Raw genomic sequence first — 20,221 nt, 5'->3', positions numbered from 1 at the left:
CACAAGGGCCCCTGCTAACCAATTACATCAGCTTGGTTAATAAGGGCTTTTCAGTCCTTATCAATTACTCAGCTTCAACGAAGCCATCTTGTTCGGCTTGAACAACGATGTCCTGCTCGCGGGCTTCCAGAACGGTGTCAGCAGCAGCGTTCAGGTACAGCTGTACGGCACGGATAGCGTCGTCGTTACCCGGGATGACATAGTCAACGCCGTCCGGGTTGGAGTTGGTATCAACGATGGAAACTACCGGGATACCCAGGTTGTTGGCTTCTTTGATAGCGATGTGCTCGTGGTCGGCATCGACAACGAACAGAACGTCAGGCAGGCCGCCCATGTTCTTGATACCACCCAGGCTCTTCTCCAGCTTTTCCATTTCGCGAGTACGCATCAGCGCCTCTTTCTTGGTCAGCTTGTCGAAGGTACCGTCTTCGCTCTGGGTTTCCAGATCTTTCAGGCGCTTGATGGACTGACGAACGGTTTTCCAGTTGGTCAGCATGCCGCCCAGCCAGCGGTGGTTAACATAGAACTGGTCGCAACGCTCAGCGGCTTCTTTGACGGCTTCAGACGCGGCACGCTTGGTACCTACGAACAGTACCTTGCCTTTCTTGGCAGCTACGGAGCTGATGAAGTTCATGGCATCGTCAAACATCGGAACGGTTTTTTCCAGGTTGATGATGTGAACTTTGCTGCGGGCGCCGAAGATGTAGGACTTCATTTTCGGGTTCCAGTAACGAGTCTGGTGACCGAAGTGAACGCCGGCTTGCAGCATGTCGCGCATAGAAACTTTAGCCATTTTATACCTCTGTATTGGGGTTAGGCCTCCACACATCCCATATAACCGACCCGTTAAGGCACCCCGGCATATGTGTCGATGTGTGTGTGTTGTTGAGTAAGGGTGATGGCATGAGGACACGAGTTCCCCATTCCGGCGCGCTTTATACCATAACTTTGGTCATGACACCACCAGCCCGGGTGCTAAAAATGAATCCCGGATCATGGTGCGACCGCCTGATGACGTTGCGATGACGATCACACTGGAAGTAAACGGGGGTTGGGGATAAAATTTCGCCCTGATTGCAAACGCATCTATTTTTCATTACCTGGTTGTTGGGCATCGGCAGGATGCGCAATCAGGCCCCAAGAGAGATCCCATGTCCATTAAAATCAAGACACCGGAAGAGATTGAAAAAATGCGTGTCGCCGGCCAGCTGGCCGCCGACGTGCTGGTCATGATCGCCCCCCACGTCAAGGCGGGCGTCACCACAGACGAACTGAATACCCTCTGCCACGACTACATCGTCGACGTGCAGCAGGCCATCCCCGCGCCGCTCAATTACCACGGCTTCCCCAAGTCCATCTGCACCTCAGTGAACGATGTCATCTGCCATGGCATCCCGAACCACAAAAAGCTGCGGGAAGGGGACATCATCAATCTGGATATCACCGTCATCAAGGATGGCTATCACGGCGATACCTCCGCCATGTTCATCGTGGGCCAGACCACCCCCCTGCGCCGCCAGCTCTGCAAGGTGGCCCAGGATAGCCTCTATGCAGCCATCAAGCGGGTGCGCCCGGGCATGTGCATCACCGAGATCGGCGCCGTCATCCAGCCCATCGTCGAGCAGGCCGGCTTCTCCGTGGTACGCGACTACTGCGGCCATGGCATCGGTGCCGAGTTCCACGAAGAGCCGCAGATCCTCCACTACCGCAACGGCGGCAAGCTGGAGCTGAAAGCAGGCATGTGCTTCACCATCGAGCCCATGGTCAACAGCAAGAAGTACCACTGCAAGGTCAATCCGAAGGATGGCTGGACCGTCACCACCAAGGACGGCGGCGACTCCGCCCAGTGGGAGCACACCCTGCTGGTGACCGAGGATGGCTGCGAGGTCCTGACCCTGCGCCCCGACGACACTATCGAGCGTTTTATCCGCCACGTTTGACATTCAACCCCGGCCGCGCGCCGGGGTTGCTCTTTACCCGGCCCGACCGAGAGTGTGACATGCCATGGATGCCAGCCTGCTTTCTCCCCATCTGCTCCCAGACGATCAGCTCACCCGTGACAACTGCAAGGAGTACCTGAGCCGCTTTCTCGCCTGGCTGCACGAGCGCTTCGACGCCGGTGACAACATCATCGAACTAGTGGCCACCCGCTCCGAATACATGGACGCGCTGCTGACCAGGCTCTGGCACAAGTTCGGCTTCGACAGGACCGAGCTCACCCTGATCGCGGTAGGCGGCTATGGCCGCGGCGAACTCCATCCCCACTCCGATATCGACCTGCTGATCCTCTACGAAGGAGATGAACTGGACGAGGTGCTGGGGCTTCGCATCGGCGAGTTCATCACCCTCTTGTGGGATCTCAAGCTGGAAGTAGGGCAGTCGGTGCGCAACGTGGCCGAGTGCATCGAGCAGGGCCGCAACGACATCACGGTTGCCACCAACCTCATCGAGGCCCGTTACATCACGGGTCGCCTGGCGGGATTCGAGCAGTTGCAGGCGGCCACCCAGCCCCAGCACTTCTGGCCGAGCGAAGCCTTCTTTCGTGCCAAACGCGAAGAGCAGGCCCTGCGCCACCAGCAGTTTCTCGGCACCGCCTACAAGCTGGAGCCGGATCTCAAGAACAATCCCGGGGGGCTTCGCGACATCCAGACCCTGGCCTGGGTCGCCCGCCGCCACTTCGGCGCCACCACCCTGTTCGAGATGACCAGCCACGGTTTTCTCAACCGGGCCGAGTACCGGGAATTGCTCGACTGCCAGAACTTCCTGTGGAAGGTGCGCTTCGCCCTGCACATGGCCATCAACAAGGGGGATAACCGCCTCTTGTTCGACCGCCAGCGTACCGTGGCCCAGATGCTGGGGTTCGAGGGGGAAGGAAACGGCCCGGTCGAGCAGATGATGAAGCGCTTCTACCAGACGGTGCGGCGGGTGGCCGAGCTCAACGAGATGCTGCTGCAACTGTTTGACGAGGCCATTCTCGGCAACACCGCCATGGACGTGCGCCGCATCAGCGACGAATTCCAGCTGCGCGGCCACCTCATCGATGCGGTGGACTCCGAGCTGTTCGGCCGGGATCCTGCCGCCATCCTGCGACTCTTCTACCAGATAGCCCAGCACCCGGAGATCGCCGGCATCCACTCCGCCACCTTGCGCCAGTTGCGCGAGGCCAGACGCACCCTCAACTGCTGGCTGCAAGATCTACCCGAGTGCCGCCGTCTCTTCATGGCGCTCCTGCGCCACCCCAACGGCATCGGCCAGCCGCTCACCCTGATGCACAAGTACGGGATCCTCGCGGCCTACCTGCCCCAGTGGAACCTCATCGTCGGCCAGATGCAGTTCGACATGTTCCACGCCTACACGGTGGACGAGCACACCCATCGGCTGCTGCAGAACATCCATCGCTTCCCGAATCCAGCCAGCCGCCAGACTCACCCGCTCTGCCACGAGGTGTTCACCCAGTTGCGCAAGCCCGAGCTGCTCAGCATCGCCGCCCTCTTCCACGACATCGCCAAGGGCAGGCGTGGCGATCATTCCGAACTCGGGGCCGTGGATGCGCTGGAATTTTGCCAGTTGCACGGGCTGGATCGCTACGAGAGCCGACTGGTCGCCTGGCTGGTGCGCCACCATCTGCTGATGTCGGTCACCGCCCAGCGCCGCGACATCTACGACCCGGACGTGGTCACCGACTTCGCCCAGAAGGTGCGGGATGAATTGCACCTCGACCTGCTCTATTGCCTGACCGTGGCCGACATCTGTGCCACCAACGACAGTCTGTGGAACGACTGGAAGGGCACCCTGCTGCGCGAACTCTACTTCGCCACCCAAAAGGCCCTGCGCCAGGGGTTGGAAAACCCGCCGGACATGCGCCTCAAGATCCGTGAAAACCAGCGCCAGGCCAGGCAGATCCTGACCCAGCGCGAGGTGCCACAGGAGGCGGTCACCGCCCTCTGGAACGACTTCAAGGCCGATTACTTCCTGCGCCACAGCCCGGAGCAGATCGCCTGGCACTGCCGCAAGATCATCGCCCACGGTGACAACCCGGCCCCCCTGGTGCTCATCGGCAAGCATCCCATACGGGGCGGTAGCGAGGTGTTCATCTATTGCCGCGATACCCCCAACCTCTTTGCCACCGTGGCTTCGGCACTGGATCAGAAGAACCTCAGCATCCACGACGCCCAGATCATGAATTCGCGCAACGACTATGTGCTCGACACCTTCATCGTGCTGGAACCGAACGGCGAGCCCATCAGCCCCAACCGTACCGCCACCATCAAGAAGGCGCTGGAGAAAGCCCTTCAGGAGCCGGGCAAGCTGGTCCTGCGCAGCAAGCCCCTGTCTAGACGCCACCGCCAGTTCAGCGTGCCGACCAGGGTGGTCTTCCTGCCCCACAAGGGGGAAAACCGCCACACCCTGCTGGAGCTGACGGCCCTAGACACTCCGGGCCTATTGGCCCGTATCGGTGCCGTGTTCCAGCAGTGCGGCCTCTCCCTCCATGCCGCCAAGATCACCACCATCGGTGAGCGGGTGGAGGACTTCTTCAGCCTCACCACCCTGACCGGAGAGCCGCTGAACCCGGAGGAGCAACAGGCCCTCGAGGAGAGGCTGGTCAATCAGCTCAACCCCCAGGAACCGGTTGGCGAGAGTGCCTGACACGCTCGGATGAAGCCTCGAAAGAGGCTTTTTGACGTATTGATTCCTCAATCAGAACAAATGGTTGGACCACTCAAGTACAATAAATCGCCCTGATTCTGAAGAAATCGGCGAGAGCCCTTAAAAACGATTGGAAAAGTGTGATACAACAAACAGAATTTTATAAAGGAAACCTGTCATGACCCAGTTGCAACAGACCATCGAAGCGGCCTTCGAGCGCCGTGACTCCATCACCCCCGGCTCCGTCGATGCCGCCACCAAGGCCGCCATTCTGGAAGCCATCGACCTGCTGGACTCCGGCAAAGCACGGGTTGCCGAGAAGATTGCCGGCGAGTGGGTCGTCCACCAGTGGCTGAAGAAGGCCGTGCTGCTCTCCTTCCGCATCAACGACAACGGCATCATCAAGGGCGACGATGCCCAGTACTACGACAAGGTTCCCCTGAAGTTCTCCAACTACACCGAAGAGCAGTTCAAGGCTGCCGGTGTACGCGTCGTGCCGCCCGCGACCGCGCGCAAAGGCTCCTTCATCGCCCCGAACACCGTGCTGATGCCCTCCTACGTCAACATCGGCGCCTTCGTCGATGAAGGCACCATGGTCGACACCTGGGCCACCGTGGGCTCCTGCGCCCAGATCGGCAAGAACGTGCACCTCTCCGGCGGCGTCGGCATCGGCGGCGTACTGGAGCCACTGCAGGCCAACCCGACCATCATCGAAGACAACTGCTTCATCGGTGCCCGTTCCGAAGTGGTGGAAGGGGTGATCGTCGAGGAAGGCTCCGTCATCTCCATGGGGGTCTTCATCGGCCAGTCCACCCGCATCTATGACCGCGAAACCGGCGAAATCCACTACGGCCGAGTCCCGGCCGGCTCCGTGGTCGTTTCCGGCTCCCTGCCCTCCAAGTGCGGCAAGTACAGCCTCTACGCCGCCGTCATCGTCAAGAAGGTGGATGCCAAGACCCGCGCCAAGGTCGGCATCAACGCCCTGCTGCGCTCCATCGACGAGTAATCCACGCCGATGTCATCAAGGGCACCTCTGGTGCCCTTTTTCATGCCCGCTCTCATGGGTGGACGCCAACTCTCCTGCCCCACCAGCACTGCACACCCCCATGAGACGATACCGCTTATGGCAGTGCTGACAAGGCGTTCACCCCTCCCCCTTGGCTCGCTGATTAAAAAAGACCTTTTTGACACCAATTTGAATTTGGCGCGCCTGTCACAGGCAAGGCGTCCGGACTCGGGTAAGATAGAGGGGTCAGGATCGTTTCAAACCAAGGAAGCCCGATGTACGAGAATCTCAAGAGCCTGGGGATCCAGGAACCCACCTCGGTGGACAGCTACACCCTGCGCCAGGAAGCCAACCACGACATCCTCAAGATCTATTTCAAGAAGCAGAAGGGTGAATTCTTCGCCAAGAGCGTCAAATTCAAATACCCTCGCCAGCGCAAGACCATGCTGGTCGACTCGGGGACCCATGAGTACAAAGATGTCACCGAGATCAACGCCAACCTCAAATACGTGGTGGATGAGCTGGACAATCTGACCCAGGGCGGCCAGCCTTCCGCCGATCCGGACATCAAGCAGAAAATACTGCGCGACTTGCGTCATCTGGAAAAGGTGGTGCAGAACAAGATCAGCGAGATAGAACGGGATCTCGAAAAGCTTTAAGCCGGTCTGATGCAGCAAAGGCGCCCAGGGGCGCCTTTTTCATTGGGTCACACCATGCTGGCGCCGTCAGGAAAGCCCCCGCACATGTCCCGCCACCAAACGCAACCCAGCAAAAAGGGAGGCTTGCGCCTCCCTTTTCGGAACTCGGATATCGGAGCGACAATCAGTTGCTCTTCATCCAGATGTCCATTTCAGTTTTCAGGTTGTCGGACTTGGTGCCGAAGATGGCTTGTACACCGGAACCAGCCACCACCACACCGGCGGCGCCCAGCTTCTTCAGACCAGCCTGGTCAACCTTGGCCACATCCTTCACACCGACACGCAGACGGGTGATGCAGGCGTCCAGAGAGGCGATGTTCTCTTTGCCACCGAAGGCGGAGACCAGTGCAGCAGACATCTCGTCCTTGCTTTGACCGGCAGAGGACTCTTGGGCAGCTTCGTCTTCACGACCCGGGGTTTTCAGGTTCATGGCACGGATGACCACGGTGAAGACCACGTAGTAGATGACTGCGTAGACCAGACCCAGACCCACCAGCAGCAGCATGTTGTCGGCACGCGGAGATTGCACCACGAAGTCGATGAAGCCGTTGGAGAAGGTGTGACCGTGAACGACACCCAGCATGTTGGTCAGCACGTATGCCAGACCGGCCAGCAGAGCGTGGATGGCGTACAGTACCGGGGCCACGAACAGGAAGGAGAATTCGATAGGCTCGGTGATACCGGTCAGGAAGGAGGTCAGGGCAGCAGAAGCCATGATACCTACGATCTTGGCGCGGTTTTCCGGCTTGGCGGAGTGCGCAATGGCAAACGCGGCAGCAGGCAGACCGAACATCTTGAACAGGTAGCCACCCGCCAGCTGACCGAAGCCGTTGCCGGCAGCACGGGAAGCGTCATCAGCAGTCAGGAAGCAGGTCATGATGCCGTGTACGGTTTCACCGGCGGCGTTGACGCAAGTACCAGCCTGATAGAAGAACGGCACGTTCCAGATGTGGTGCAGACCGAACGGGATCAGGGAGCGCTCAACCACGCCGTAGATGCCGAATGCCAGGACCGGGTTCTGGTTGGCAGCCCAGTCGGAGAAGGCACCGATGGCACCACCAATCGGCGGCCAGATGAAGGAGAGCACGACACCCAGACCGATGGAAACGAAACCGGTGATGATGGGCACGGCGCGCTTGCCGGCGAAGAAGCCAAGGTACTCTGGCAGCTGGATCTTGTAGAAGCGGTTGAACGCCCAGGCAGCCACGCCACCGGCGAGGATACCACCCAGCACACCGGTATCGATCTTCTCGACACCCATCACAGGCGCCATCACAGTCAGGGTGGCGGTCATGATGCCGTAGCCGACGATGGCGGACAGGCCGGACACACCGTCGTTATTGGTGAAGCCAAGGGCGACGCCCACGGCGAACAGCAGAGCCATCTGGCCGAATACGGAACCACCGGCCTGCTCCATCAGTTGGGAGACGATTTCCGGCAACCAGCTGAAGTGGGCAGCCCCCACCCCCAGCAGAATACCTGCAACGGGCAAGACCGATACGGGCAGCATCAGCGCCTTACCGACCTTTTGCAGATTAGAGAAAGCATTTTTTAACATGTGTGCGCTCCTGAATGGATTTTTTTCCGACAACGACTCAGGGCAGTTTATTGATGACGATGTTCTTCATCCGTCACTGCGCCAAGTGAGTTTCCCGGGTTGCTTATTTTGACCAGCAGAATATAACCCAGCGGGGGTGGAAATGCCTCTGTCGGAAACAAGGGAATAATAAATTTGGAGGAGAGATCACAAGATAATAAATAAGCAGAGAGGGGACTATCTTGAATATTATTTCGCATTGTTATAGCTTCGCCGCAAAAAGAAATAAACCACTTCAAAATAAATCACAAAGAAACCAAATAATACTGAACAATACCCACCGTAACAAAATGTAACTTATTGCGGATTTATATTATCCAGTCTACCGATTAAAAAGGCCTCCAACAAGGGAGGCCTCCAATAAATATCGATTTTAATAAACCGAGATATTTAGGGAAAGTGCGAACAAGTATCCCAAGAACAAAAAATGAAAATTTTAGTCATTTAATATCAATGGGTTACCAGTAAATGCTCTCGTGCCATATGACTTATTCGCACCTTCCTTAGTTCTTCTGTGAACGTTTCACTGCATCAATAAAGACCGATTTCGCCTTGGTTGAACCTGCACGCTCGGCTTCATTCACGAGTTGCATCGCCTTGTCGATGTCACCGGCCTTCACCGCTTTCTCGATCTGGGCGTTGTAGAAGCTCTCGGTCTCGCTCAGCATGGCGGGAGCCGGTTTGCTCGGCGCTGCGGCAACGGCTGCCGTGGTGGCCGCCGTCGCAGCCACGGCAGTGGTAGCAGGCTTGGCCTGGCTCATCGCCACCTTGTCGGCGTATTCAGGCTTGAACACGGCTTCCAGGCCTTGTCCCTTGGCCATGTCCGTGACCTTGATCTGTACCAGACCCCAGGGCGAATGGGGGATCACGGGGTCCTTGATATCCGGCTCGACCGTGCCGTTGGCACGGGCAAAGGCTTTGGCGGGGTGCAAGATGGTGGTGCTGCCCGCCGTCTCGTTGGCTGGCGCATAGACCACCATATAGGTTTCAGTGGCGGGATTGCCCGGCATGCTGCGGTCCACAAACACACGCCCCTCAATCCTGTCGTTGTCGAGCAAGTGGGCTGGTTGATAGGCAAAGACCGACTCACCCAGCACGCGAGTCACCTTGAACTGGGCATCCAGCATGATCACCTTGGGAACCAGGACCGTCTTGCTGACCTGGGAGGCCAGGGTGATGGCCAGATTGCCGGTATTGGCCGGCAGACGATAGGCGGCAAAATAGCTCATGCCCTCGTCAAACTGATAACTGGGCTGCTTGCCGTCGATGGCCAGCAGCGTCTCGCCTTCCGGCAGGGAGACATAATTGAATTCGTTGAACCCTGTGCAACAACTGGTTGCCTGGGAGAGCGCCTGCTTGGCCTGATCGGCATTACTCAGAATGGAGGCGTGCTCCTGCACGGGCACCACCATGCTACCGGAACAACCGGCCAGCAGCGCGGTAACCATGGCCGCGATAGACATCTTTACCAGTTTCATTCTTCTTATCTCCATAACCCGGTTGCCACATCATGCGAAACAAAACTGCCCCCATAAGGGGGCAGTGACTAACTTAACTGAAGATATTGCTTACCACCAGGCTTCTGCTTGTACGCCAACCTGATAGGTGTCTTTGGAGGTGTTGCCTTCAAAGGCGTTCTGGTCTTCGGTGTTCTTCAGGTAGGTGGCGAACACGCGGATTTCCGGACGGGCCCAGAAGCTGGAGCCGGCAGACCAGGCCTGAGCCAGGGTCAGCTTGTAAGCGCCATCTTTGTCGGTGGTACCGGAAGTGGACTTGCTCTTGTCCTGGAAGTAGCCGCCTTCGAAGATGGTCTTGTTGAAGTCATCCCACTTGTACATCGGGCGAGCGACGACAGACATGGTTTCGTACTTGTCGTTGCCGTTCCACATCTCGTTGCCTACCCCGTAGACCAGCTGGTGACCCATCTCCCAGGAGTTGCCCATCGGGATGACGCCCCAGTTGATGATACGGTAGCCATCGGCACCGGCTTTGGCTTCGGCACCATACCAGGAACCGTCACCGTAGAAGGCCATGGTCTTGGAGTAGCCTTCGGTACCGTACTGCAGCACGGTCTTGTTGAAGCCACCGAAGATGCCTTGAGTCAGTTCGGCAGTCAGCATGACGCCGTTCTTCATGTTGTCGTTCTTCAGATCTTTCTGGGCGTCGGTCTCATTGACCAGGGCATACATGGCGCCCACTTCCAGAGAGCCGTCCTGCCACAGCGGGATGCCGGCATAACGCACGTCCAGGGTGTTGACGTTCAGATCTTCGTTCTTCTGGTAAACCGGATCACCGTTGCCATCTACACCAGTCTGGGTGTACTGACCGAAGACATCACCCGCGCTGCGGTCGTTTCGGACCCAGGCCAGGGAGAGCTTGCCAGGACCAGCCTGGATGCCTTCGATACCGGCGCCGGCACCGGAGATGTTCCAGTAGTAGAAGTCAGAGATGTGGATGTCGTGACGTTGGTAGAAACGCTTACCGGCCCACAGGGTGGCTTCCGGCGCGAAGCCCAGCAGCCCCTTGGCTTGCACGTTGAACTGACGCAGGGCGAAGTCGGAGTCGCCGTTGCACTGCTTGGCATCGAAGTTACAGACGGTGCCGGTACCTTCCCAGTCGTTGGAGCCGTTGGACGCCATGGCGAACATGGAGTCTACGTAGAAAGTCTTGCCATCTTTGTTGAAGACTTCCTGACCCAGCTGGACTTCGCCGTAGGTATCATTTTCGTTACCCAGACGACCAACCTTGTTGACGTTGTATTTGACCATGTCCCCGTCACCGGAAACACCGACACCGGAACGGAAGTAGCCGTGGAAATCAACGGCGAAGGCGGCTTGGGAAGCCAGGGCTGCGGTTACTGCTGCAGCGATCGGGAGCCACTTTGCTTTCATTTTCATTTTCCTTATTCCCGCTGAGAGGAGTGTGATCCTGATATTCAAGTTCTTATCACCGGAAAAACGTTTTGGTGATAACCGAGGTCGATTATAGGTACCCAAATTCCCTGCAAACATGAGCTGATTCACAAAACGATGACAAATCGCACGCCACCGACAGCCAAAGCCACAAAATGTCAATGAATTTTCATTTTTTGGCACCAACCACCCAAGATAAGCACAAAAAATAAAAACAATAACTAAAGAAAGCGCTTTCAAATATTAATTTGCAACGAGAGTTAAGTGATAAATCCATGTCGCAGTAGCAAAAACATGACTGAAATCGCTTTCAATGCGGAACTTTTAATTTTTCAATTTGTCGTGGTTGATGATGAATATGGCCAATCGCTTATCATCATTGGCGAGAAAAATAACCGGACGAAAGAGAGGATATATTTGGGGGCTGAGGCGTGACGCCCCAAAAATAAAACACCCCCGATAGCACACTCACGGAGGTGAATTTATTCTCGGGGAGAAGGGTCTGGCTACAGTCTATTTTCCCAGGTTTTCAACCAGGCCAGCGCCGCCACTTCAGGCTCATCTTCTACCGTCGCATCGATTTCCAGGTGCACAACCAGTGGCTCGGCAGCCAGCTCCTGCAACAGGGCATCCAGCGATCGCCCCGCTCCGCAGAAGTGTTCATAGCTGCTGTCTCCCATGGCGATGAGGGCATAGCGCCATCCCTTCATATAAGGAGCACGATCGGCCAGAGCACTGGCAAAGGACTGCAAATTGGGCGGTATATCCCCCTGCCCCGTGGTGGCGGTCACGATGAGCAGAAAGCGGGAGGCATCGATGTCGGTCAGCGCCGCGTCATCGAAGATCTGGCAGACATGGCCATCGGCTTGCAGGTGGTCACAGAGGGTCTCGGCCACCAGCATGGCAGAGCCGTAGACGGTGCCGACCAGGATGTCGATCTCGGCCATCAGCGACTCCTCAGGGACAGACATTGGGCCCGGCAAGACCGGGATGGGTAGGAAGAGCCCCCCTGAACAGGCGGGGGGTACGCGATTGCGCAGGCGATATCTCGTTGAGCCATAAGTCATTCCTCTGACGTACCTAGGTTACAGCATGCCACAGCCCGGTCAGAGGCAACAGATGGAAAGAGGCTCAGGCGCCGTAGTCTTGCTCGCTGGCAGGCCAGCCCAGACGGGCGAACAGACCCAGCACCTCGGGGCCCAGGGGCGCCTGGATCCGCATCGGCACCTTGAGCACCGGATGCTCGAAGCTCAGACGGTGCGCGATCAGCAGCAGGCGGTCGCACCCGTAGTGCTCGCGAAAGAAGCGGTTGTGTCGGCCATCCCCGTGGGTGGTATCACCGACGATGGGGTGGAACAGGTGATCCAGATGGCGGCGCAGCTGGTGCTTGCGCCCCGTCTTGGGAAAGAGGCGGACCAGGCTGTAGCGACTGGTGGGATGCTTCTTGGAGACGGCGAAGGGCAGCTCGACCTGATGCAGACGACGAAACGCGGTCACCGCCTCCTGGGCGGGGCGATCCGGGTCGCTGAAGGCATCGGCAATCTTGTCCAGCTGCTCCTTGAGCGGATAGTCGATGAGCCCCTCTTCGGGGGCCCATCCCCGCACCAGTGCCAGGTACTCCTTGTGGACCTGACGGGCAGCAAAGGCCTCGGTCAGGGTACGGGCCACGGCAGGATCGAGAGCAAACAGCAGCACACCCGAAGTGGGCCTGTCCAGTCGGTGCACGGGGTAGACATGACGACCCCCGATCAGATCCCGGGTCATCTGCATGGCGAAACGGGTCTCGGCCTTGTCGAGCCAACTGCGGTGCACCAGGAGACCGGACGGTTTGTTCACCGCCACCAGCCAGTCATCCTGATAGAGCAGAGTCGGCTGCAAGGCATCCGCTGTCCGGGTCTGCTCGTCCATCATTGTTCGACCACTTTGCCGGAGAGCAGCAGATCGAAACGGGCGATCAGACGAAGCAGGGCCTCGACCTCCGCCAGCTCCTCTTTATAGACCTCACTCGCCATGGGATAAAGGGAGACGCTGGTCGGCAGCGGAGCCTGCTGCACCACTAGCTGCTCCATGCGCGGGATCAGCACGAACTGCAGCCATTGATCGAAACTCAGGGTATCGACACAAAACGGCAGCTCGCTTGCCAGCGCCTCGCTCCCCGGATGGTCGGCTTGCCAGCGTTCCAGACGTTGCAACTCGGCAGTCAGCTCTCCCAGCAGACCGGCAACCAGCAGATATTGATTCATCTCGCTCACTTCCTCATCGCGGGCCCGGTCTGCGACGGGGCCCCACTCAATACGGCCATCAAAAAGGGGCGCTACTATACACCGACCCCGCAATGGCTGCCATGTTACCGTCACCTTCATCCCCTGCATCACCGCCTCTGGCTATCTGGTGCAGCCCCCTTATAATCGCCCGCATTATCTTCAAGCGGGATCTCTTCATGTCTTCCATCAACACCCTGACCGAGTTTCTGACCCAGGCCGATACCCAGTTCCAGCTGTTCGATCTGGGCCGCCAGGTGCGCCCGCTCCCCAGCGACCTCTTCGTGCGCATCGAGCAGCAGCAGGAGCCCTACCCCTGGCCGTTGCAGCAGCACGCCTGGCTCGGCGTGCACTTCTTCCAGCCGACCGAATCCAGGCACTACCTCTGGTTCCTCAAGTTCGCCCTTGATGAACGCGGCCTGCTCATCTCCAGCGGCCCCAAGCATTTCATGGATCAGGTGGTAGAGACTCTGGGCTACAAGCTCACCGGTGAACTGGACGAAGAGAAGGCCCAGCGTCTGGCGGACAACCCCTACACCTTCCGTCCGGCCGAGGCCAAGATGGCCAGTGTGCACGCCAAGCTGGCCCGCCAGCTGGAACAAGCCCCTTCCGCTTACTACGAGGCCCTCTGCCACTATCTGGCGGCGCCGGGGGAAGAGGGGTGGCAGGCCCTGGGACTGCAAGGGTTTGCAGATCTCGCGGAGCAGCTGCAGGTTGAACGCAACCTGGCACTGGTCTGCAAGGCCTTGCCCGTACTGCCGCAGGCCCCCCTCTACGCACTGTGCCAGAGCCTGGAGAACGCCCCCCTGCCTCCTGCCCTGCAAGGCGCATTGCTGGAGCGCATCGGCAAGGAGCAGGAGTGCGCCGAGCCTGACCCCGAAACCCTGGCCTATCTGTGCCGGGCACTGGCCTCCTGCCCGGGCAACGGACTGCGCACCAACAAGCTGCTGACCCTGCTGCAAACCCGGCCAAGCCCCTCCCTGCTCCTCGCCATCGCTGGCCGCCTCTGGCCCGATCTGAAACACCCCGAACTGCTCGGCCTGTTTCTGGAGCAGCTCGCCCTGCAACCCACCCAGTTCTTCAACCAGGTATTTGCCGAGCTCGTCACGCTACCGGCATTGCGCAATGATATGCTGGCAAAACTGCGTGACCCCGAACGCAGCGAGGCCCTGGGTCTGGCCATCGGTCGCCTGTTCGCTGCCACCTAGGCCCGACACAACGGCCCTGTTGCCTGAGGTGAACAGGGCCCCACACACATCACAGAAGGAACCCGCTGATGGGAGAAATGCTTGGGATCTTGCTGCTCGGCCTCGTTGGCTGGGCCTTCTGGCAACAGCGCCGCCAGGCGGAGTTGGCTTGGCAATACATGCGCCGCTACTGCCAGCACCACGACCTGCAACTGCTGTCGCTGGCGCGGACACACCGTGCCCTGGGGCACAAGCCCCTGCGCCTGCTCACCTACTACCAGTTCGAGTTCTCCAGCGACGGAGAGAGCCATTATCAGGGGCAGCTCTGCATGCAGGGGCTGCATGTCGCCGGTGTCGAACTGCCACCCCATCGTCTCCCCTCCTAGATTTGAGAGCACGGGGGCTGGCTATACTCTTCCACAGCCCCCTTCCAAGGAGTACCGACATGGAATTGCTCACCCATGACATGGCCGCCCTGTTTGCCCAGCTGGGGCTGGCCAGTGACGACATCAGCCAGCAGCGTTTTATCCGCGACCATCCCATCGATCGCCATACCCAGTTGCCCGACGCGCCGTTCTGGACGCCTTCCCAGGCAGACTTTCTGCGCGATGCCCTCAGCCACGACGCCGACTGGGCGGAAGCCATCGACCAGCTGGATGTGATGCTGCGCCAGGGGACCTGATCCCCCCACTCCCGGCGGCCAGCGTTGGGTCGACGCGGAGCCGCCAATCCCCTCCCTCTCGCCACCCACGCCCTTCGCTCCGCTTTCCTGATGGACAGGCTTTGATTAAGCTCTGTGCCACTATCCACCCGCAGCAAGACGGCCGTGCAGGAGCCAAGATGTCAGCCCAAGAGATCATCCAGATAGCCAACGAACTCAGTGCCAGGGGAATCACCCCCTCTACCGCCATGGTCAAGGCCCGCCTCAGCCATCCCGTGCCCATGGCCGAGCTGCTCAAGGTGTTGAGCCAGTGGAAACAACAACCCCAGCCCGCGTCGACAGCGCCCGCCCCCGCCAGTGCCCCCGAGGCATCCCCCTTGGCCACGGAACGCGTCACTCTTCAGCAACTGAGCGAACAGCTCGCCCGGCTGGAGCAGAAGGTCGATCGCCTCACCGACCTGCTGCTCAACCAGAAGCCGGATTGACCCATCGCCATGTATATCCTCGAACTCACCTTTGAGTGCTACCGCGATACCTCCCTCGGGGAGGCAGAGCGGGCCATTGTCCACTACCTCGACATGTTGCGCTATCAGGGGCAGATCCTGGGGCGGGAGTTTCCCACCAGCATGCACGAAGGCTATTTCGTCAGTCGGGTGGTCTGCCCGGAGCAGGACAGCCTGCACCCTGACAACCAGAGCGAGCTGGTCGCCCTTGCCGAGCAAGGTCTGCACCAGGCGGGCCTGCTCGCCCCCAAACTCCACCTGCAAGGGGCGGATCTGCTCTCGGACAGCACGGACCCGTGCGCAGAGCAGGGGGAGCGTCCCAGCTGGATGCTGCTCTACACCAGCTTCCTGCACAGTTGCTCTCCCCTGCGCTGTGGCGATCACTTCGCCCCCATCCCGCTCTATCGGCTGCCCGCCGTCGCCAACGGTGACCACAAGCAGATCATCAAGTGGCAGGAAGATTGGGAGGCCTGCGATCAGTTGCAGATGAACGGCTCCATCGCCGAGCACGCCGCCCTGCACGAAATCGGCGAGGTGGGCAGCCGCCTTCATCGCCGGGGCAGCGATCACGCCAGACGGCTGGAGCTCCTGAGCGGCATCCCCACCTATTACTATCTCTACCGGGTAGGTGGCCTGAGCACTACCGAAGAGCGGGCTCGCCCCTGCCCTGGCTGTGGTGGCCCATGGGCGCTGGCCGCCCCCCTGCACGAGATCTTCGACTTCAGGTGCGAGCCTTGCAGGCTGGTCTCCAACCTCTCCTGGGACTTCAAGGAGTAGGTGCCCACCGCGCACAATGGCGCATTAAAAAGAGAGGGCCTTGCCAGGTGGCAAGGCCCTCTCTTTTGGGGCATCACTGGGGCAAGGTTTCCAGTCGCGCCAGAAAGGCCGGCAACGAGGAGGCCAGCGTCAGGCGCCGCCCGGAGTCCAGCCACTCCAGCCACACCTGGCCGCTCTCGTTATCGAGGGAGACCAGCGTCATCTCGTTGCGGGTCGTGGCAATGAAGAGTGAAGGGGATCGCTTCAACTTGCGCAGCATCAGCAGGTGGCCGATGAGGTTCTCCTTGAGCAGATCCAGATCGGCATCGTTCCACGGCAGGATGAGTTCGATGCGCAACCCCTTGAAAGAGCAGGACAGAGGGCGGCTGAACCAGTGGCCAAACAGGGCGATGGCGCTGGGATGCAGGGTCAGCTCCAGGGCGTTCGCCATGGCCGTGAAGTCGGCTGCCTGCTCCCGCTGGAACGGACGCCAGGCGACCCGCCCCTCCCTGGGTTCATCCAGCTCGCAAGGAGAGCGCCAATCGGCCTCCCAGTCGCACAGGGGCAGCCCCCGCCTTCCTTCGCCATCGCGCTGCCAGCGTAAAAAGAACTGCTCCAGGGCAGACAGGACTTGATCCGACATCGATATTCCCCACAATAGCGGCCTCTGATGGCCGCAAGTACCTGATCGAAAAATCGGGCCATTGCACCATCAAACCCCTTATCAGACAAGCGTGAGCAAACCAGCATGAGCAAACAAGAGAGATACGCCGGCGCCAGTGCGCTGCAAGGCCTGAGCCTGGGGCAGCAGTCCGCCTACATCAGCCAGTACACCCCGAGTCTGCTGCAGCCCGTGCCACGCAGCCTGAACCGCGACGATCTTGGCCTGAGAGGTGAACTGCCGTTCCAGGGGTGCGACGTCTGGACCCTGTATGAACTCTCCTGGCTCAATGCCAAAGGCAAGCCCGTGGTTGCCATCGGGGAGGTCTTTGTGCCGGCCACCAGCCCGAATCTCATCGAGTCCAAGTCGTTCAAGCTTTACCTGAACTCCTTCAACCAGACCCGCTGCGACTCCCTGGAGGCAGTGCAAGCGCTGCTGGTTCAGGATCTGAGTGGCTGCGCTGGTGCCCCGGTGAGCGTCACCCTCTTCACCCTCGACCAGGCCCCCCACCAGATAGCCCAGCTGCCCGGTGAGTGCATCGACAACCTGGATATCGAGGTGGATGGCTACGAGTTTGACGAGACCCTGCTGCAAGGAGCCGCCGGTCGCGAGATCGTGGAGGAGACCCTGCACAGCCACCTGCTCAAGTCCAACTGCCTTGTGACCAGCCAGCCGGACTGGGGATCCGTGGTGATCCACTATCGCGGCCCGCGCCTCGACCGGGAGAAGCTGTTGCGCTACCTCATCTCGTTCCGCCAGCACAACGAGTTCCACGAGCAGTGCATCGAGCGCATCTTTACCGATCTCAAACACTTCTGCGCCCCGGAACAACTGACCGTCCATGCCCGTTACACCCGCCGCGGCGGCCTGGACATCAACCCTTTCCGCAGCGACTGGGAGCCGGTTCCGGCGAACCTGCGCCTCATTCGCCAGTAATCACCGGCGCCGCCATCCTGCGGGCTGCGGCCCGCTGCGCATCACCTCAGTAAACTCTGGACGGGCGGGGGTGGGCTTGGATAACATGCCTGCACCTCCGTGCCGTTCTTAATCCAATGAATCAACTGTTTTTTCTGGCAATGATGATGTCCTCCCTGTCGGCTCCTGATCTGGATCTGGCCAAGGAGCAGTTGTCCATCGACCTGCAGCAGGCCCAGACCCTGGTGCTGACCGATCCCGCCAGATGTGCCCAGATTGCCACCTCCTTCCTCGAACGCACGGCCAACAATCCCAAGCAGATCATCAGCAACCGTCAGGAGTACGGCTATCGCGAGCCGATGCTGAACTACGGTACCGCCACCCAGACCACGGGCGCCTATCTGCTCAAGGGGGAGTGTCTGCAGCAGCTAGGGCAGTTCGCCCAGGCACAGGAGTCCTTCGAGCAGGGCATCGCCATGGCCGAGAAAGAGCAGCAGTTCGAGCTGCAGGCCCATGGGCTCTATCTGCTGGTTAGAAGCCGCAACCTGCAACAGCATACCCATGGCGCCGCGGCCCCCCTGCTCGACAAACTCGACAAACTGCTGGCCAATCCCGACCTCAAGGAGAGCCAGTTGCAGGTCTACAGCCGCCTGCTGCGCGTCAACGCCAGCATAGAGGAGCGGCAATTCGATCTCGCCAAGCAGCAGCTGGCCGAGACCCGCAAATGGGCGGATCACGCCAAACACCCTCTGGCCAGGGCCTGGACCAGCGCAGTGGGCGGGGATCTCTATCAGGCTCTGGGTCAGCCCCAGCTTGCACTGGGGGAGTACATCGAAGCACAACAGCAAGCCAAGCCCCTGCAGGATCCCCTCTTCCTCGGCCTGCTTTCGAACCAGATGGTCAGCCTCTATCAGGAAGAGCAGGAGCCACAAAAAGCGCTGCAATACGCCAGCGAGGCGGCCAACTATTTTCATGCCCTCGGCAATTCCTCCATGCTGAGCGACGCCCTGATCGTGCTCGCCCGTCTCAACCGGGATCAGGGCGAGATGAACATGGCGCTGGTCTATTTCTTCAATGCCCTCGACCTGCTGGACGAGAGCAGCAACCGTACCCGCATCGCCCATCTCAAGTTCGAGATAGGCAAGACCTACCTGCAGACCGGCAACCTCAACCTGGCGCGAAACTACCTGAACGCCGCACGCCAGTCCCATGAGCTGGGGGATGACAAGGAGTCGCTCATCGACACCCTGCTGTTGCTGGGAGAGCTGCACCTCAAGCAGCAGGAGGCGGGCATCGCCATCCTGCAGTTGGAGAACGCCCTCACCCTGGCCAACCGGATTGGGGACATCCGGCGCCAGTTCGAGATCTTCCGCCTGCTCTCCGTCGCCTATGAGCAGAAGGGTTACCTCCAGCAGGCCCTGGAGAGCTACAAGAATTACCACCAGCGCAGCGAACTGGTTCGCCAGCAACAGCTGGCGCTGGAGCAGGAGGCGGTGCGCGACAACTACGCCCAGGTGGAGCGGGTGCAACAGGTCAAGGAGCTGGAACAGCAACTCGACGTCAGCCAGCACCAGCAGGAGCGATACCTCTGGACCAGCGTCAGCACCGGGCTGCTGCTGGCACTCTTCATCTATCTGTTCTTCACCCTCTGGCTGAAACTGCGGGTCGCGCGCCTTCATGCCAAACAGCTGGGAGAGGCCCTGCTGGTAGAGCCGCGCAGCGGCCTGGCCAACTGGCAGCGACTGATGAGCCGCTGGCCGCGGGAGATGGCAAAGCGCCAGCAAAAATCCGAGCGCTGGTACCTGAGCGAACGCCCCACCAGCGAATTTGACGACAAGCTGCACTACCTGCTGTTCCGGGTTCCCTTCCTGATCAACAGCCTGGAGCAGCACGGCTATCAGGTCAGCCGCGAGATAGAGCAGGCCTTCGGCCGTTACGTCAACGAACTGACCCCGCAGGATGGCCGCATCTACGACCTGCGCGAAGGTCACCTGCTCTATGTGGTGCCCCAGCGCCACGTGGCCCAGTTGCATCAGCTGGCCCAGACCCTGCTCGACACCCTGGCAGCCTTCCCCTGCGAGCACCCGCTGGACAGGCGCATCAGCCTCGGCATCGTCAGTCATCCCTTCCTGCCCAAGGCGGCCATGGCCCTCGATCACCACGGCCTGTTCGATCTCTGCTACCTGGCCCTCTCGGGAGCCATTCAGCTCAGCGAAAAATACCAGCAGAGCGTCTGGCTTGAGCTGGCCGCCATCGATTGCCAGCAGGCCGCATTTTTTAACGGAGATGTGTGGCAATGCTGCTTGATGGCAATTGACAAGGGACTGGTAAAAGTAAATTCTTCTCATGAAAAGCAATGGGTTAACTGGCTTGCGCTTTCACGGATGAAGGTTGCGGACAATCCTTGACAAAAAGGT

At 59.5% G+C, this 20,221-nt stretch carries 20 protein-coding genes; 12 read left to right on the top strand and 8 right to left on the bottom strand.

Translation table 11 applies throughout. The features are described from left to right. Positions 1 to 64: 64 nt before the first annotated feature. Positions 65 to 793, bottom strand: coding sequence for a 30S ribosomal protein S2 (rpsB, locus tag PG879_RS06610; protein WP_010673403.1), 729 nt, complete (start codon positions 791 to 793; stop codon positions 65 to 67). 358 nt (positions 794 to 1,151) lie between these two features. On the opposite strand from rpsB, the gene map reads away from it, so the two are divergent. The 4 genes from map to PG879_RS06590 all read left to right on the top strand — a co-directional run bounded on the left by map (position 1,152) and on the right by PG879_RS06590 (position 6,312). Beyond that, entirely contained in the window at positions 1,152 to 1,940 is a 789-nt protein-coding gene (map, locus tag PG879_RS06605) for a type I methionyl aminopeptidase (protein ID WP_010673402.1), read from the top strand. Between the two features lie 64 nt (positions 1,941 to 2,004). Continuing rightward, entirely contained in the window at positions 2,005 to 4,647 is a 2,643-nt protein-coding gene (gene glnD / locus PG879_RS06600; RefSeq protein WP_210601681.1) for a bifunctional uridylyltransferase/uridylyl-removing protein GlnD, read from the top strand. A 178-nt stretch (positions 4,648 to 4,825) separates the two neighbouring features. Next, the gene (gene dapD / locus PG879_RS06595) at positions 4,826 to 5,653 is read left to right on the top strand and encodes a 2,3,4,5-tetrahydropyridine-2,6-dicarboxylate N-succinyltransferase (RefSeq protein ID WP_010673400.1); all 828 of its coding nucleotides are present in this window, start codon (positions 4,826 to 4,828) and stop codon (positions 5,651 to 5,653) included. A gap of 275 nt (positions 5,654 to 5,928) precedes the next feature. Further along, complete coding sequence (locus PG879_RS06590; RefSeq protein ID WP_039039426.1) at positions 5,929 to 6,312, top strand: DUF3461 family protein; 384 nt, start codon at positions 5,929 to 5,931, stop codon at positions 6,310 to 6,312. A 163-nt stretch (positions 6,313 to 6,475) separates the two neighbouring features. Here PG879_RS06590 and ptsG read toward each other — a convergent pair whose 3' ends face one another. The 3 genes from ptsG to PG879_RS06575 all read right to left on the bottom strand — a co-directional run bounded on the left by ptsG (position 6,476) and on the right by PG879_RS06575 (position 10,839). Further along, positions 6,476 to 7,909 (bottom strand): PTS glucose transporter subunit IIBC, encoded by a 1,434-nt coding sequence (ptsG, locus tag PG879_RS06585; RefSeq protein WP_010673398.1) that lies wholly within the window; start codon positions 7,907 to 7,909, stop codon positions 6,476 to 6,478. 542 nt (positions 7,910 to 8,451) lie between these two features. Beyond that, positions 8,452 to 9,426 carry a MalM family protein gene (locus tag PG879_RS06580; protein ID WP_042015533.1) on the bottom strand — a complete coding sequence of 325 codons (975 nt, stop codon included), beginning with the start codon at positions 9,424 to 9,426 and terminating at the stop codon, positions 8,452 to 8,454. 90 nt (positions 9,427 to 9,516) lie between these two features. Then, a complete protein-coding gene (locus PG879_RS06575; RefSeq protein WP_119197404.1) occupies positions 9,517 to 10,839 on the bottom strand; it encodes a maltoporin in 1,323 nt (440 codons plus the stop codon). A gap of 315 nt (positions 10,840 to 11,154) precedes the next feature. Here PG879_RS06575 and PG879_RS06570 point away from each other — a divergent pair, with 315 nt between their 5' ends. Beyond that, on the top strand, positions 11,155 to 11,295 hold the full coding sequence (locus tag PG879_RS06570; RefSeq protein ID WP_155488369.1) for a hypothetical protein: 141 nt from the start codon (positions 11,155 to 11,157) through the stop codon (positions 11,293 to 11,295). Between the two features lie 71 nt (positions 11,296 to 11,366). Here the strand turns inward: PG879_RS06570 and PG879_RS06565 are convergent, their stop codons facing one another. The 3 genes from PG879_RS06565 to PG879_RS06555 form a co-directional block, all read right to left on the bottom strand. Next, positions 11,367 to 11,807 carry a flavodoxin gene (locus tag PG879_RS06565; protein ID WP_041211289.1) on the bottom strand — a complete coding sequence of 147 codons (441 nt, stop codon included), beginning with the start codon at positions 11,805 to 11,807 and terminating at the stop codon, positions 11,367 to 11,369. Between the two features lie 184 nt (positions 11,808 to 11,991). Next, positions 11,992 to 12,768, bottom strand: a complete 777-nt coding sequence (gene truC, locus PG879_RS06560) for a tRNA pseudouridine(65) synthase TruC (RefSeq protein ID WP_324046314.1) — start codon at positions 12,766 to 12,768, stop codon at positions 11,992 to 11,994. Further along, complete coding sequence (locus tag PG879_RS06555) at positions 12,768 to 13,103, bottom strand: YqcC family protein (RefSeq protein WP_041211288.1); 336 nt, start codon at positions 13,101 to 13,103, stop codon at positions 12,768 to 12,770. Before PG879_RS06555 ends, truC begins: the two co-directional genes overlap by 1 nt. A 197-nt stretch (positions 13,104 to 13,300) precedes the next feature. Between PG879_RS06555 and PG879_RS06550 the strand changes: the two genes are divergently transcribed. The 5 genes from PG879_RS06550 (at position 13,301) to PG879_RS06530 (ending at position 16,249) form a co-directional block, all read left to right on the top strand. Then, positions 13,301 to 14,329: a DUF3549 family protein gene (locus PG879_RS06550; RefSeq protein WP_049636270.1), complete on the top strand. Its 1,029-nt coding sequence runs from the start codon at positions 13,301 to 13,303 to the stop codon at positions 14,327 to 14,329. Between the two features lie 68 nt (positions 14,330 to 14,397). Continuing rightward, on the top strand, positions 14,398 to 14,694 hold the full coding sequence (locus PG879_RS06545; protein ID WP_039039421.1) for a DUF3301 domain-containing protein: 297 nt from the start codon (positions 14,398 to 14,400) through the stop codon (positions 14,692 to 14,694). A 59-nt stretch (positions 14,695 to 14,753) separates the two neighbouring features. Beyond that, positions 14,754 to 14,990 (top strand): DUF2789 domain-containing protein, encoded by a 237-nt coding sequence (locus PG879_RS06540; protein WP_010673389.1) that lies wholly within the window; start codon positions 14,754 to 14,756, stop codon positions 14,988 to 14,990. 158 nt (positions 14,991 to 15,148) lie between these two features. Continuing rightward, positions 15,149 to 15,454 carry a DNA-binding protein gene (locus PG879_RS06535; RefSeq protein ID WP_048208177.1) on the top strand — a complete coding sequence of 102 codons (306 nt, stop codon included), beginning with the start codon at positions 15,149 to 15,151 and terminating at the stop codon, positions 15,452 to 15,454. Positions 15,455 to 15,463: 9 nt separating this feature from the next. Beyond that, positions 15,464 to 16,249 carry a Zn-ribbon-containing protein gene (locus tag PG879_RS06530; RefSeq protein ID WP_270829924.1) on the top strand — a complete coding sequence of 262 codons (786 nt, stop codon included), beginning with the start codon at positions 15,464 to 15,466 and terminating at the stop codon, positions 16,247 to 16,249. A 73-nt stretch (positions 16,250 to 16,322) separates the two neighbouring features. On the opposite strand, the gene syd is transcribed toward PG879_RS06530, so the two are convergent. Continuing rightward, the gene (syd, locus tag PG879_RS06525; protein WP_109113045.1) at positions 16,323 to 16,871 is read right to left on the bottom strand and encodes a SecY-interacting protein; all 549 of its coding nucleotides are present in this window, start codon (positions 16,869 to 16,871) and stop codon (positions 16,323 to 16,325) included. A 105-nt stretch (positions 16,872 to 16,976) separates the two neighbouring features. Here syd and queF point away from each other — a divergent pair, with 105 nt between their 5' ends. Continuing rightward, on the top strand, positions 16,977 to 17,825 hold the full coding sequence (gene queF / locus PG879_RS06520; RefSeq protein WP_048208179.1) for an NADPH-dependent 7-cyano-7-deazaguanine reductase QueF: 849 nt from the start codon (positions 16,977 to 16,979) through the stop codon (positions 17,823 to 17,825). 116 nt (positions 17,826 to 17,941) lie between these two features. Further along, positions 17,942 to 20,212 (top strand): hypothetical protein, encoded by a 2,271-nt coding sequence (locus tag PG879_RS06515; protein WP_210601683.1) that lies wholly within the window; start codon positions 17,942 to 17,944, stop codon positions 20,210 to 20,212. The last annotated feature ends 9 nt before the right edge of the window (positions 20,213 to 20,221 follow it).

Origin of the sequence: Aeromonas sp. QDB63 (assembly GCF_027707425.1) — a bacterium.
Taxonomy (GTDB): domain Bacteria; phylum Pseudomonadota; class Gammaproteobacteria; order Enterobacterales; family Aeromonadaceae; genus Aeromonas; species Aeromonas caviae.
This window is presented reverse-complemented; position numbering and strand designations above follow the sequence as displayed.

Bases quoted from the DNA above. Each gene is read 5' to 3' on its own strand.
- rpsB (WP_010673403.1), bottom strand. From the start codon at position 793: ATGGCTAAAGTTTCTATGCGCGACATGCTGCAAGCCGGCGTTCACTTC.
- map (WP_010673402.1), top strand. From the start codon at position 1,152: ATGTCCATTAAAATCAAGACACCGGAAGAGATTGAAAAAATGCGTGTC.
- glnD (WP_210601681.1), top strand. From the start codon at position 2,005: ATGGATGCCAGCCTGCTTTCTCCCCATCTGCTCCCAGACGATCAGCTC.
- dapD (WP_010673400.1), top strand. From the start codon at position 4,826: ATGACCCAGTTGCAACAGACCATCGAAGCGGCCTTCGAGCGCCGTGAC.
- PG879_RS06590 (WP_039039426.1), top strand. From the start codon at position 5,929: ATGTACGAGAATCTCAAGAGCCTGGGGATCCAGGAACCCACCTCGGTG.
- ptsG (WP_010673398.1), bottom strand. From the start codon at position 7,909: ATGTTAAAAAATGCTTTCTCTAATCTGCAAAAGGTCGGTAAGGCGCTG.
- PG879_RS06580 (WP_042015533.1), bottom strand. From the start codon at position 9,426: ATGAAACTGGTAAAGATGTCTATCGCGGCCATGGTTACCGCGCTGCTG.
- PG879_RS06575 (WP_119197404.1), bottom strand. From the start codon at position 10,839: ATGAAAGCAAAGTGGCTCCCGATCGCTGCAGCAGTAACCGCAGCCCTG.
- PG879_RS06570 (WP_155488369.1), top strand. From the start codon at position 11,155: ATGACTGAAATCGCTTTCAATGCGGAACTTTTAATTTTTCAATTTGTC.
- PG879_RS06565 (WP_041211289.1), bottom strand. From the start codon at position 11,807: ATGGCCGAGATCGACATCCTGGTCGGCACCGTCTACGGCTCTGCCATG.
- truC (WP_324046314.1), bottom strand. From the start codon at position 12,768: ATGGACGAGCAGACCCGGACAGCGGATGCCTTGCAGCCGACTCTGCTC.
- PG879_RS06555 (WP_041211288.1), bottom strand. From the start codon at position 13,103: ATGAATCAATATCTGCTGGTTGCCGGTCTGCTGGGAGAGCTGACTGCC.
- PG879_RS06550 (WP_049636270.1), top strand. From the start codon at position 13,301: ATGTCTTCCATCAACACCCTGACCGAGTTTCTGACCCAGGCCGATACC.
- PG879_RS06545 (WP_039039421.1), top strand. From the start codon at position 14,398: ATGGGAGAAATGCTTGGGATCTTGCTGCTCGGCCTCGTTGGCTGGGCC.
- PG879_RS06540 (WP_010673389.1), top strand. From the start codon at position 14,754: ATGGAATTGCTCACCCATGACATGGCCGCCCTGTTTGCCCAGCTGGGG.
- PG879_RS06535 (WP_048208177.1), top strand. From the start codon at position 15,149: ATGTCAGCCCAAGAGATCATCCAGATAGCCAACGAACTCAGTGCCAGG.
- PG879_RS06530 (WP_270829924.1), top strand. From the start codon at position 15,464: ATGTATATCCTCGAACTCACCTTTGAGTGCTACCGCGATACCTCCCTC.
- syd (WP_109113045.1), bottom strand. From the start codon at position 16,871: ATGTCGGATCAAGTCCTGTCTGCCCTGGAGCAGTTCTTTTTACGCTGG.
- queF (WP_048208179.1), top strand. From the start codon at position 16,977: ATGAGCAAACAAGAGAGATACGCCGGCGCCAGTGCGCTGCAAGGCCTG.
- PG879_RS06515 (WP_210601683.1), top strand. From the start codon at position 17,942: ATGAATCAACTGTTTTTTCTGGCAATGATGATGTCCTCCCTGTCGGCT.